General features: G+C 34.3%; 12 protein-coding genes. 9 read left to right on the top strand and 3 right to left on the bottom strand.

Going from position 1 to position 12505, the window contains the following annotated elements; translation table 11 throughout:
* The first annotated feature begins 1 nt into the window (after position 1).
* The 3 genes from greA to ABWU52_RS05570 all read left to right on the top strand — a co-directional run bounded on the left by greA (position 2) and on the right by ABWU52_RS05570 (position 2514).
* On the top strand, positions 2–496 hold the full coding sequence (gene greA, locus ABWU52_RS05580) for a transcription elongation factor GreA (RefSeq protein WP_353276519.1): 495 nt from the start codon (positions 2–4) through the stop codon (positions 494–496).
* A 3-nt stretch (positions 497–499) separates the two neighbouring features.
* On the top strand, positions 500–1153 hold the full coding sequence (gene ribB, locus ABWU52_RS05575; protein WP_211907878.1) for a 3,4-dihydroxy-2-butanone-4-phosphate synthase: 654 nt from the start codon (positions 500–502) through the stop codon (positions 1151–1153).
* A 71-nt stretch (positions 1154–1224) separates the two neighbouring features.
* On the top strand, positions 1225–2514 hold the full coding sequence (locus ABWU52_RS05570) for a M48 family metalloprotease (RefSeq protein ID WP_353276518.1): 1290 nt from the start codon (positions 1225–1227) through the stop codon (positions 2512–2514).
* A gap of 1 nt (position 2515) precedes the next feature.
* Here ABWU52_RS05570 and ABWU52_RS05565 read toward each other — a convergent pair whose 3' ends face one another.
* Positions 2516–2851: a TrbC/VirB2 family protein gene (locus ABWU52_RS05565; RefSeq protein WP_250120311.1), complete on the bottom strand. Its 336-nt coding sequence runs from the start codon at positions 2849–2851 to the stop codon at positions 2516–2518.
* A gap of 93 nt (positions 2852–2944) precedes the next feature.
* Complete coding sequence (fabG, locus tag ABWU52_RS05560) at positions 2945–3679, bottom strand: 3-oxoacyl-[acyl-carrier-protein] reductase (protein ID WP_353276517.1); 735 nt, start codon at positions 3677–3679, stop codon at positions 2945–2947.
* A gap of 532 nt (positions 3680–4211) precedes the next feature.
* Between fabG and ABWU52_RS05555 the strand changes: the two genes are divergently transcribed.
* The 3 genes from ABWU52_RS05555 (at position 4212) to ABWU52_RS05545 (ending at position 9447) form a co-directional block, all read left to right on the top strand.
* Positions 4212–5249, top strand: a complete 1038-nt coding sequence (locus ABWU52_RS05555) for an IS5 family transposase (RefSeq protein WP_353276516.1) — start codon at positions 4212–4214, stop codon at positions 5247–5249.
* 199 nt (positions 5250–5448) lie between these two features.
* Positions 5449–8118 (top strand): pyruvate, phosphate dikinase, encoded by a 2670-nt coding sequence (gene ppdK / locus ABWU52_RS05550; RefSeq protein ID WP_353276515.1) that lies wholly within the window; start codon positions 5449–5451, stop codon positions 8116–8118.
* A 156-nt stretch (positions 8119–8274) separates the two neighbouring features.
* Complete coding sequence (locus tag ABWU52_RS05545; RefSeq protein ID WP_353276514.1) at positions 8275–9447, top strand: hypothetical protein; 1173 nt, start codon at positions 8275–8277, stop codon at positions 9445–9447.
* Positions 9448–9722: 275 nt separating this feature from the next.
* Here ABWU52_RS05545 and ABWU52_RS05540 read toward each other — a convergent pair whose 3' ends face one another.
* Complete coding sequence (locus ABWU52_RS05540) at positions 9723–9986, bottom strand: hypothetical protein (RefSeq protein ID WP_353276513.1); 264 nt, start codon at positions 9984–9986, stop codon at positions 9723–9725.
* A gap of 142 nt (positions 9987–10128) precedes the next feature.
* On the opposite strand from ABWU52_RS05540, the gene ABWU52_RS05535 reads away from it, so the two are divergent.
* The 3 genes from ABWU52_RS05535 to ABWU52_RS05525 all read left to right on the top strand — a co-directional run bounded on the left by ABWU52_RS05535 (position 10129) and on the right by ABWU52_RS05525 (position 12488).
* A complete protein-coding gene (locus ABWU52_RS05535) occupies positions 10129–10428 on the top strand; it encodes a transposase (protein ID WP_064085359.1) in 300 nt (99 codons plus the stop codon).
* Positions 10404–11282, top strand: a complete 879-nt coding sequence (locus ABWU52_RS05530) for an IS3 family transposase (protein ID WP_353277659.1) — start codon at positions 10404–10406, stop codon at positions 11280–11282. The genes ABWU52_RS05535 and ABWU52_RS05530 overlap by 25 nt, the downstream gene beginning before the upstream one ends.
* Before the next feature lie 201 nt (positions 11283–11483).
* A complete protein-coding gene (locus tag ABWU52_RS05525) occupies positions 11484–12488 on the top strand; it encodes an efflux RND transporter periplasmic adaptor subunit (protein WP_353276512.1) in 1005 nt (334 codons plus the stop codon).
* Positions 12489–12505 lie beyond the last annotated feature (17 nt).

The raw sequence follows: 12505 nt of genomic DNA, 5'->3' as shown, positions 1-12505 counted from the left end.
TATGACTTCATCCATTGTTAACAAGTTTCCTATTACAAGGGAAGGTTTTGAGAGTATGCAAGTCGAACTTGAGAAATTAAAGGAAGAAAAACCTTCTATCATACAGGCTATTTCTGATGCTCGTGATCAAGGCGATTTATCCGAAAATGCAGAATATCATGCAGCACGGGAGAGATTAAGTTTTATTGAAGGCCGTATAATTGAGATAGAAAGTAAACTTTCACATGCAGAAGTGATAGAAGTAAAAAATTTGTCTGGTGATACAGTAATGTTTGGTGCAACTGTTACGGTAAGCATGTTAAACGATGATAACAGTGAAATTGAATATGTTTATAAGATTGTAGGTGGATATGAAGCTGATGCTTCAAAGCAGTTGATCTCTACGGATTCACCACTCGGTAGTGCTTTAATTGGCAAAAAAGTTGGTGAGTATGTGGAAGTGATAGTGCCAAATGGAGAGAAATTGTATAAAATAGTTAAGATTGAGTTTAAGTAAATCATGGTACAAGTAACTTATCCTTCAATTAGTCTACCCGGTATTTCTTCTGTGGAAGATGTATTGAGGGATGCTAGTTCTGGTAAATTATTCATTTTAGTTGACGATGAAAACAGAGAGAATGAAGGTGATTTGGTTATTTTAGCTGAAAAGGTGAAACCAGAACATATTGCTTTTATGGTTAGGTATGGCACTGGTATTGTGTTTTTAGCTATGACAAAGTTTTACATGAATAAACTTAACCTTGAATTTATGAAGAGAAGTAATGTAGATGAAGCACTTATTCCTCACACTGCATTTACTACGTCAGTCGATGCTCGTTATGGTATTACAACGGGTGTTTCTGCTCATGATAGAACGCATACGATACTTACCGCTATTGATGGAAAAAGTACTAAGGATGATATTATTACTCCTGGTCATGTTTTTCCTATTATTGCAAGTGAGGGCGGGGTTTTAGCACGCAACGGTCATACTGAGGCAAGTGTTGAGATAGCAAAATTGGTTGGATCTAGTCATGCGGCTGTAGGGTGTGAATTAGTGAATGATGATGGCTCTATGATGCGCTTACCCCAGTTGCTTGAATTTGCTGAACAACACAAAATTAAGTTAACTACCATTGATAAACTTATCAGTTACGTTCAAAATTTAAACTAGCGTTTATAAATTCGTATAGTTTAAATGTTAAAATGTAAAATTCCTAAAAGTTATACAAACAAGGAACTTCCATGTCTAAGCTTTTTGTTTTACTATTTTTTTTCGTATACTGTAATAGCGCTTACTCTGTTAGTATTATTAGAGATAGTGAAGTGGAAGCGGTAGTGAAGGATCTAGCGCAACCTTTATTTTCTGCTGCGGGTATTGATAATGATAAAATAAAAGTTTTTATAGTTGATGATAGATCGATTAATGCTTTTGTAATTAACAATAATAGCATTTTCATTCATTTAGGGCTTTTACAATATTCGACTGAACCTTATGTCTTACTTGGTATATTAGCACATGAAATTGCTCATATATCTGCTGGTCATGTATTACAAATGAGTAGTGCTGTAGGTTATTTTCAATCAATAGCAATGGTTAGTTATATGGTAGGATTAGTTTCTAGTATTGTCATTAACCCTAAGGTTGCGAGTGCAATCTTGCTTAGTGGTGTAACGCTTAGTTCAAGGTTGTTTTTTAACTATTCTCAAGAGCAAGAGAGTGTAGCAGATAGCTATGCTTTAAGATACCTAGATGAATCTGGCTATGATAATTTGGGTATGAAAGAGATTTTTGACTATTTTAAGAGTATTGAGCATGAAAACACTGAAGAGTATTTCCGCACTCACCCACTTAGTGATAAGCGTATATTTGCTGTACAGAATTATAAGGTTAAAAACAATATAAAACCAATCCTTGCAGATAAATTGCTGAAGTTTGAGCGTATGGTTGCAAAGCTAGACTCTTTCTTTGCTCCTATTCATGTGTTATCTAATAAATATGAAGGTAGTTCTAAGTATGTAAATGCTGTAATTCACTATAGGCAAGGAAAGATAGAAGAGGCTATTACTAAAGTTAATTCATTGATTCAAGAGTCACGCAATGATCCTTATTTATATGAATTAAAAGCGGAGATGTTATACAAAGCTGGAAATTTAAGTGAAGCAATAAAAATGTATGAAGAATCACTTAGATATTTATCTGAGAAGAATAACTATTTAGTGAAACTTGCGTTATCTCATACTTTATTATTACACGGTGAAATAGAGAAGGCAATTTTTTACCTAGAGCAGGTTGCAAACGTAGAAACAAATAACGCCTTTGTCTGGAAGTATTTAAGTATTGCATATAAACGTAGCGCTGATATGGCAATGTATTATTTTGCTTTGACGAAAAAGGCTTGTATTGAAGGTAATTTAGAGAAATTTATGAAGTACGCTGAGTTAGCTATTAAAACTTTACCGAAAGATAGCTCTTGCTTGCTGCAAATTGAGGATATGAAGGAACAATACACACAAAAACACACTTATTTTTAGGTTATTTCCCGCACTTATCCAACATATCTTTTACTTCAGTACTTATATTGGGTATAATTTTCATTATAATCGTTTTGGCGCCAAAAAATACACCACAAAACATACCCAAGGCAAAGAGAGCTGGCCATGGCATTCTACCAAATATTGCAAGCAAAGCTGCACCTATTATGACTACAGTCATAAGTGGCCCACCTATTCCCCAAATATAACCAATAATATTGCATATTACCTGGGCAGTTGTATCATCTATATTATCAGCAGCATTTGCGTAATCTGAAAAAGAGAGAAACAGCACTATACATAAAGCATTAAAAAGTTTTTTTATTATATAGCTCATTCTTTTGCCTCCAAGTAATAAACTAGTGTGAATCTAAATTTATATATATTTATTTTAAGGTAAAACTCATAGTTTGTCCATAAATAAGTGTTGCTACATAAATAGCCCACCATTGATGTTAAGCACATGCCCCGTTATATATCTTGCTTCGTCGCTTGCTAAAAACAATACTCCTGCTGCTGTTTCTTCTCCTGTTCCCATTCTTTGCATTGGAATATTATCTAATATTTTTTCTTTTTGTTTTTCATTTAAAACTTCAGTCATCTTAGTATCTATAAACCCAGGAGCAATGCAATTTACTGTTACACCGCGACTTGCAACTTCTTTTGCTATAGATTTGCTCATAGCTATTATTCCAGCTTTTGATGCTGCATAATTTACTTGCCCGGCATTTCCTGTCAATCCTACTATTGAGGAAATATTTATGATTCTTCCCCAGTTGTTTTTAATTAATTTTCTGCATGCTTCTCTATTTAGTTTAAATGTAGAGTTCAAATTAATATCAATTACCTTTTGCCATGCTTCATCTGTCATTCTCAACAATAAGCTGTCTTGTGTAATTCCTGCATTGCATATGAGTCCATCAAAGCCTTTCATCAACTCACTTGCTTTATTTATTAGTTGATTTACCTCTTCAGGATTTGATAAGTTGCAAGGAAGTACGTGAATGTTTTTTTCATATTTTTTAGCAGCTTCTTCGAGTACTTCTTTTTTTGTACTAGAAATACATAAAGTTGCTCTGGCCTTATGCATAATTTCTACAATTGCCTGGCCTATTCCGCCTGATGCACCAGTAATCAGAAATTTCTTATTCTCTAATCCAAACATAATAATTTTTATATTGCTTCAGCCCTTAACAGAATATTAAAAGACTTGCAATAGATTTTTTTCATAACTTTCATTTAATAGAAGCTTCTTGACAAATCTTGTATTTATTGGCGAAATTATGGCGGCTGCATGCCTTTTTTATTTTTTCTATTCAGCCTAACACGCTTCGTTTAAGCGTTAGCACATTATCAATTACAGTAATATAGGGTCAAAAAGCAACATGGGGTTCCTTTTGCCTTTTTTTGATTGGTAAATTTCTTAACACTTGTAGCTAAAGTAATTTTAGAGAGCCAGCGCGTGACTAGTTCTTATTACTTGATCAGTCTTCTGGATCCCAGTGTCTGGGCACTGGGATGACAGGAGTGTGAGATAAGGCTACATTCATACTCCAACAGGTATGACGGTGTCATTCCAGCACTTGATGCTGGAATCCAGAAGTCTTTACTACAAATAAGCATATTGAGCACAAAATTATGCTAAAACACAACGTTTTTGGTGAGATTATGGACAAACTGGATTCCAGCGGGCTTTGTTGCATAGGTCAAATAAAAAGAACTGGCAGTTACTGACAAAATTCACTATAAGACAAGCATTTAACCTACTAAAGAAAAATATGCCACAAAAAATGAGAGTCAGTAACTGCCATGAATATAACAAATTTCTCCAAGAGAGGGGAAATATTTTTTATTACGTCAATGATGCCATAGAAAATTGGTACGAAAAAGGTCCAAAAATGGCTGGTGGCAACTATATTTATAGCGATAAGGTCGTGATTCTGGTTCACATAATAACTTGTTTATTTAGAATAGGTCTGAGACAAACAGCGGGATTTATAGCAGGGTACCTTGAGCAAGTAAGGAAAAACTTGCAAGTTATTAGCTATTCCCAGGCCTCAAGAAGGCTTAAAAAACTTAACATCAAAATTAATGATCGAAGACATGATAAAAATAATACAGAAGATATTGAGATTGCCATAGATAGTACTGGAATAAGCATCTACAATAATATTCCAGGTCATAGCAAGGCAAATGGTACAGATAGAAAGTATTGCCGCTATGAGCAAACAAGAAAACTGCATGTAATGCTAGAGATAGGTAGCAAAAAAGTTATAGCAGCAAAATACAGTGGCGGAGTTTATTCTGACCACTATGGAGCATGTGATCTTATTGCAAGGATTGATGTTAAATATAATATAAGCACACTATATGCAGACAGGGCATATAATCGAAAGAAGTTATACAAACTGTGCGATGAGCTTGACATAAAGACAAGGATTCCTCCGCAAAATAATGCAGTAGAGCATCCAAAGTTGGATTATATGGATGAGAGAAATTCTACAATCAAGCTCATAAAGTCATATGATGAAGATGGTATGAAGAGGTGGAAAAAAGAGATAAATTATGGGAAGAGATCTTATATAGAAAGTTTTTTCTCGCGACTGAAGCAAACATTTGGGTTTAGTTTTAGAAACAAATCTGAGGTTAATCGTGAGAGAGAACTGCTACTCAAGTGTTATTTGCTTAACAAATTTACTGATATAGGCATGGCTAAATTTGAGATAGCTTCATGAATTTATTCCACGTTACCTACTATCCGAAGAGTGATGCAACAAAGCCATTCCAGCCTCATGCGCTGGAATGACATCATAGAGGTCATTGAGATGACAGGAAAGAATACTGGAATGAAAGGAAAAGGGACTATTTAATGTATTGGCTCTGCTGAATTTTACAAAATTTATTACTCCTGCCTGATAAATTTATTAGAATAGTATGTATATTAGTGAAAATCCGAAAAAAATGCAAGAAAAGTTAATATATTACTTTAGCCAAAGCAACTGTGAAGGCAATGCAGCAATGAGAAATCTACTAGGAGGGAAGGGAGCAAATCTGGCAGAGATGTGTAACATTGGCATTCCTGTTCCACCTGGTTTTACAATTTCCACTGCTGTTTGTCAGGCCTATTGTCAAGATAATGAATTGTCTTGTGATCTACGTAACGAGATAAAAAACTACATGGCGATGCTCGAAAGTGACATCGGTTGTAAATTCGGGGATTCAAATAATCCTTTATTAGTTTCCATACGCTCTGGTAGTGTGAATTCAATGCCGGGCATGCTTGATACTATTTTAAATGTTGGTCTAAATGATGAAACCGTTGTTGGGCTTGCAAAAAAAAGTGGCGAACGTTTTGCTTACGATAGCTACTGCCGTTTCATCATGATGTACTCCAATGTTGTACTACAGCTTGATCATCACCTATTTCAAGATGTTATTGATAATGAGCAGCAAAAGAGTGGAGCAAAAAGCTTAGCTGATCTTGATGTTGATGTTTTAAAGAGAATTGTTAACGATTTTAAAAAGATAGTATATGAAAAAACTGAGAAACATTTTCCGCAGAACGTTGAAGAGCAATTGTTAAACTCAGTTAATGCAGTATTTGCCTCTTGGAAAAATGATAGGGCTGTTTCCTATAGAAGAATACATAATATTCCTGAAAACCTTGGAACAGCGGTCAACGTGCAAGCAATGGTTTTTGGTAATTTAAATGATAATTCTGCAACTGGTGTGATATTTACACGAAATCCTTCAACTGGAGAAAAAAAGCTTTTTGGTGAGTTTTTAGTTAATGCTCAGGGTGAGGATGTGGTTTCTGGTGTTTATACTCCTATGCCAATTGACGGGGAGCAAGAAAGTACCATGGAGAAGTTGCTACCAAGTATCTACCGAGAATTATGCGCGGTATGTGCAAAACTTGAAAGGCATAATAAGGACATTCAGGATATCGAATTTACTGTACAAGACGGTAAGTTATGGATTTTGCAGACTAGGTCTGGCAAGCGCACAGCCGAAGCTGCTATTCGCATAATAGTTGATATGGTAAACGAAGGAGCGATTACAAAAGAGGAAGGAATATTGAGAATTGATCCAAAAACTTTTGACAATTTATTGCATCCAGTTCTTGACGTTAAGGGTGACCAAAAAGTAATAGGGAAGGGGCTGCCGGCTTCTCCAGGGGTTGCTTCTGGATATGTAGTGTTTAGTGCAAGTGATGCTGAAAAAGCTGCAGAGCAGGGCAAAAAAGTGATTTTAGTAAGGTCAGAAACGAGTCCTGAAGATATTAATGGAATGAATGCTGCAAGTGGCATAGTAACAGCACGGGGAGGGATGACCTCGCATGCTGCTGTTGTAACCCGTGGAATGGGTAAGCCATGCATTTGCAGTGTGAGTGGACTTTATATCGATAAAGATGGAACTTTCTTTTCTGTAGGGGATACAAAAGTAAATAAAGGTGAACCAATTACCATCAACGGAGGAACAGGGGAGGTTATGCTTGGCATTCTCCCTACAATTTCACCTGAATTATCGCAAGAATTCAAAACGATAATCAACTGGATAGATGAAATTAAAACGATCAAAGTGAGAGCGAACGCTGATACTCCAAAAGATGCAAAAATTGCAAAAGGATTCGGTGCAGAAGGTATAGGCTTATGTCGCACAGAACATATGTTTTTTGCTAGTGATAGAATCGAATTCATTCAAAAATTGATAATAGCTGATGATGAAAATGAAAGGGCAAATGCATTAAATAAACTCGAAGAAATGCAAAAGTCTGATTTCAAAGAAATGTTTTCTATTATGGAGGGCAAGGAAGTCACTATACGATTACTTGATCCACCTCTACATGAGTTTTTACCTCATGATCAATCCATTATAGAAAAAATCGCCAGATCACTGAATAAGTCAGTTGAATCGGTAAAAAATAAAATAGTACAGTTATCAGAAAAAAATCCAATGCTTGGCCATCGAGGGTGTAGGCTTGCTATTTCTCATCCTGAAATATATAAAATGCAGATTAGGGCAATACTCAGTGCTGCAAGTGAATTAAGGAAAGAAAAGAAGATAGAAGTGAAACCTGAAATCATGATTCCTTTTATCATGAGCGAGAAAGAGTTTGTTCTGATATGCGAGTTAGTAAAGAAAGAAGCTAAAAATTTCGATGTGAATTATTCAATCGGAACGATGATAGAACTGCCAAGAGCAGCACTTATTGCTGACAAACTCGCAAAACACGCAGAATTTTTTAGTTTTGGCACTAATGATTTAACACAAACAACTATGGGACTTTCACGAGATGATTCAGTTAATTTCCTCGATTCTTATAAGGAAAGCAACATATTCAAAAACGATCCCTTTGAGGTGCTAGATGTTGAAGGGGTAGGGGAATTAATCAGAATAGCTATCGAAAGGGGCAAAAAAACCAGAAAAGAAATTAAACTTGGTATATGTGGAGAGCATGGAGCGAATCCACAGTCCATAGAGTTTTTCATCAAATCAGGGGTTGATTATGTGTCATGCTCGCCCTATAGAGTACTGGTTGCAAAATTAGTGGCAGCACAGCTTAGCATAAGTTTGTTGGGCAGCACAACTGTACGAACATAGATTTCGCTAACAAGTAGCGGAATGATGATTTTTCAAATTGTCGATAAATCTAAGTCAGTTTAGCTATTTTGCTGCTACTTTTTTCTTAATATCTTAAGAAAGATTGACTTTTTGTTTAAAATAATATAAGATAAAATAATAGTGAGTGAGGTAAAAATGTCAGTATCAAAAGAACGTAAGGAATATTTACTAGAAAAGTTTAAATATGCTGCCAAAGAATTTGGCAAATCTGGTACAAAGTCCAATCATCTAGCAGTACCAAAGGAACAGCAACTCTCTATTGATTTAGGTAATAGAAAGGTTTTTGGTATCATAAATAAGATTCTGTATTGGATAGAGAATAATTTTACTTATTTTTTTCCACGATATAATTTGTTTCCAGAAGTTGGAGTTGAAGGAAGAAAAATTCCTGGAACTAATACAAGGGTTAAGTATTTTACTCCAGATGACCAAGCAGAATATACTAAAATTCCTTATAAAGGAAAATTATACGTGGACTTAATGCCAGAAGTGGAAGGTAACAAGTTAAAAGGCTTTAAAGGCAAACTATATGATACAACTGATAAAATTAGTAAGGGTAAAAAAGGTTGTGTAGCTTATGTTATCACGCTTGATGGAAAATTAGTAACTCATGAACATATTAATGTTAACAAAAGCGAATGGGCTTATCGTCATTCAACTCTTGCAGGTGGTAGGCCAGTTTTATGTTCTGGTTTAATGAAAGTGGTAAATGGTAAAATAACTTATATAGACAATAATAGCGGGCATTGTAAACCAGAATCAGCAAACTTATACAATGCAGTGAAAAAGTTAGAAGGTCTATTTTCGAAAGATGCGAAAGTTGTTTGCTTACCATATTGGATTAGCTTGAAAAAACAAATTCCGCTTACACGCAAAATTACTCTAGCCAAACGAGAGCCAGTAGAGGAATTCTTGAAAAGGATGGAGAAAAAAGGGAAAGATGGATTGACTCAATATGAAAGACATTTTGAAAAGATAAAGGAATTTAATGAGCAGTATGAACAAAAATTGCTTCTTGCAAACTATAAGTCACCTACAAATGAACTGTCCTACAAACCAACTATACATAAAAAACACAGATTGAAATACTCTGAATATATTAACTTACACCTTAATTTTTTGAAAGAGTTTGATGAAAATCCTGAAGTGCAAAAAATAGCAATAGAACATTCAATAAGAAGGGTTATTGGAGCAAATTATGGCCATAAACCTACAGTTGCGCTTGCTAAGGCACAGGTAATAGATAAAGATGGAAAGCTGCAAGAAACGGACGAAATAGTAGGTATAAATGTTGCTTTTCACCATTAGAATGATCGTGATGGCTTTGCTAAACTTCTAGATTTTAAAAAGTATAGCTATATTTGCGAACCTCATTTGCAAGATAAAAAAAATAGAGCCGATATGGAAAAATTAATGCCCAATAAACATACAGTTTTTATGAGTACAGACCAGGCTAATAAATTTATAAAGGGCACTTTACAAATTAAAATTGATAGTGTTGAGCAATTGGGTACCCGTTTAGTGAAGAGCTAAACTGATCTTACCTTATTTTGCCACTCTGCTGAATAGATACCTTTATTTTACTATAAAACAGACACTGAATCTGCAAGATCATAGAATTTATTTCCAATCTCTCTGAATGTACTACTTATATCAATAGGTGTCGACTCTTCTTGTGAATCAGATTTAAATAAGCCATGAGTATCTTTCAGACGACAGTACCACTTGCAATTATTTCGCTCTGCTATTACCCACCAACTATTACCTGGGGACTTTTCTTCACATTCTCTATAGCAATCATGAAGTGCCTTCCATTGAAATGGAGGGTTTAGTATAGAGTTTGTCATAATATACTCCTTAATTATAAAACTAACAGCACGTTAGTACTTATATGCTAATATAATGTTAATTGACCTTACCCAGAAAAAGTAGACAGAAAGTTAAGACGTTTTTGAAGTAAAATAAAACGTTTTTTCAAAGAGGTGTGGTATGACAAAAAGAAAAGAATATACAGCAGAATTCAAAATTGAAGCTATAAGACTAGTAAAAGAAACAGGTCAATCATCAGCAAAAATAGCAAGAGATTTGGGTATTAGCGGTGATTCATTAAGCAGATGGGTAAAAACATACAATGATAGAATGTCTGGAGTAGATGCGTTTCCAGGAAAAGGGAAAGTAGCTCATTGTGACAAAGAAAAGTTTGATTTAAAGAAAGAGCTGGCAAGAGTAACGAGGGAAAGAGACATTTTAAAAAAAGCCCTGGGATATTTTGCAAACCAAAAAGAGTAAAATATTCTTTTATAAAAGAACATAAAAAATGCTATAAAATACGGGAATCATGCAGATTTTTGAACGTATCTGCTTGTGGTTATTATAAATGGATTACTAAGGAAAAAAACAACAAAAAATCAATAAGAGAAGAGCTCATACAAGATATTCAGAAGGTATATCGAGCATCACAATGCAGATACGGAGCTCCTAAAATTCACGCTGAATTAAAGGCTTTAGGTAAAAATTATAACATCAAAACAGTGCAAAATGTTATGCAGAAAAATGGCATTCAAGCTAAGCTTAGACGAAAGTTTAAAAGTAAAAAACCACAAATAGACAATAGAGTTATAACTCCTAACATATTAAATCAGAATTTCATCGCTGATCAACCTAACAAGATATGGGTAACTGATATTACGTACATAAAAACTAATGAAGGATGGTTATATTTGGCAGCAATAATAGATTTATATTCACGCATGGTGATTGGCTGGTCAATGAGTAATGCAGTAAATAGGCAATTAGTTATAGATGCGTTATTCATGGCTATTGGTAGGCGCAAATCTGCTAAAAATCTACTATTTCATAGCGATCAAGGATCGCAATACACCTCTAAAAATTATCAATTTTTACTAAGTACAAAAAATATTACTTCTAGTATGAGTCACAAAGGTTGTTGTTATGATAATGCTGTTTCAGAGAGCTTTTTTAGTTCACTTAAGAGAGAGTTACTCATTGATACTTCACAACACTCTGCACAACAAGCTAAAACCGCAATATTTGAATATATAGAAATTTTTTATAATAAACAGCGTAGACATTCTACTATTAACTATTGCATTCCTGAGCTTTTTGATTCATCATTCTCATAGCAAAAACGTCTTAACTTTCTGTCTACTTTTTCTGGGTAAGGTCAAATTCTTATATTGACATAATAACTTTTCGGATAAGGTTTCTTAATTAAAAATTTCATTTTGGCAAACTTACTTATTGTAGGAAAATTTGCTTACGTAAAACTGTTTATAGAGTGACAATAGATGTATTATACTTATACTTCTGATATTTGAAAATTTATGCAGTTATTTCTAACAAGATTGGTCAATAAATTTTACTGTTTAAGGATGAGAAACAAAGTAATCATCGTTTCCAGTATTGCTCTTATTCTACTGTTTTTTATCAACAGTACATTTTTAAAAAAAGATCAGGCGGTTCATAGTGATAATCCAATTAGTAGTTTTTCAGTAAAAACTCAGGATTATACTCCACAAAATCGCATTGCTATTTATTTGTCTGATGGTGAAAAAGTAAAAAGAGGCGATGTAATTTTAAAGATAGAAGATTATGACAGAGTTGCACAAGTTGAGAAAGCCAAAGCTTTGTTAAATCAGCGTGAAATTGAGTATCATTCCTCTAAAAAATTGAATACAAAAGGGTATGGAGCACAAATAAAAGTGGAAGCAGCTTTTACTGCATTGCAGAGTGCAAAAGCTGACCTAAAAAGGCTAGAGTTGGATTTAGAAAACACTGCGATTAAATCTCCTATTGATGGTTATGTAGATAAGATCAACGTAAATGAAGGGGATTTTGTTAATGTTGGACAGAAGATAACTGACATAGTTAATTTTGATCAGGTTCTTGTAGTGTTGTATGTTTCAGAAAATGAAGTAAATAAAATAAAACTGGATAGTGCAGCGCAAATTAATTTGCTAGACGGAAGGGAATTAGTAGGTGAAGTAAGTTTTATTAGTAAAATTGCTGAGCCTAAAACTGGATCTTATAGAGTGGAGGTAAAGGTAACTGATAATGAGATTATATCCTTGCAAGGACTGACTGCTAGTGTAAGCCTCCCTTCAGGTGAAAGATTTGCATATAAAATTCCTTCTTCGGCCTTGAGCTTAAATGACGATGGTATTCTTGGAATAAAGATTGTTGATGACAATAATTATGTAGTATTTACAGCAATAGAAATTGTTGATTATGAAGACGATGGAGTTTGGGTAGTCGCAAATAATGAAAGTAAGCCTATAAAGTTAATAACATTGGGTCATCTATTTGTTAAGCCTGGTGATAAGGTATAACTCGAATGTAACATGAA

Source organism: Wolbachia endosymbiont (group B) of Villa cingulata, from assembly GCF_964028285.1.
Lineage (GTDB): Bacteria > Pseudomonadota > Alphaproteobacteria > Rickettsiales > Anaplasmataceae > Wolbachia.
The sequence above is the reverse complement of the archived record's forward strand: the minus strand, read 5'-3'. Positions and strand labels throughout refer to the sequence as shown.

Excerpts from the sequence above, each read along its gene's own strand:
- greA (WP_353276519.1), top strand. The coding sequence starts at position 2 with ATGACTTCATCCATTGTTAACAAGTTTCCTATTACAAGGGAAGGTTTT.
- ribB (WP_211907878.1), top strand. The coding sequence starts at position 500 with ATGGTACAAGTAACTTATCCTTCAATTAGTCTACCCGGTATTTCTTCT.
- ABWU52_RS05570 (WP_353276518.1), top strand. The coding sequence starts at position 1,225 with ATGTCTAAGCTTTTTGTTTTACTATTTTTTTTCGTATACTGTAATAGC.
- ABWU52_RS05565 (WP_250120311.1), bottom strand. The coding sequence starts at position 2,851 with ATGAGCTATATAATAAAAAAACTTTTTAATGCTTTATGTATAGTGCTG.
- fabG (WP_353276517.1), bottom strand. The coding sequence starts at position 3,679 with ATGTTTGGATTAGAGAATAAGAAATTTCTGATTACTGGTGCATCAGGC.
- ppdK (WP_353276515.1), top strand. The coding sequence starts at position 5,449 with ATGTATATTAGTGAAAATCCGAAAAAAATGCAAGAAAAGTTAATATAT.
- ABWU52_RS05545 (WP_353276514.1), top strand. The coding sequence starts at position 8,275 with ATGTCAGTATCAAAAGAACGTAAGGAATATTTACTAGAAAAGTTTAAA.
- ABWU52_RS05540 (WP_353276513.1), bottom strand. The coding sequence starts at position 9,986 with ATGACAAACTCTATACTAAACCCTCCATTTCAATGGAAGGCACTTCAT.
- ABWU52_RS05535 (WP_064085359.1), top strand. The coding sequence starts at position 10,129 with ATGACAAAAAGAAAAGAATATACAGCAGAATTCAAAATTGAAGCTATA.
- ABWU52_RS05525 (WP_353276512.1), top strand. The coding sequence starts at position 11,484 with ATGCAGTTATTTCTAACAAGATTGGTCAATAAATTTTACTGTTTAAGG.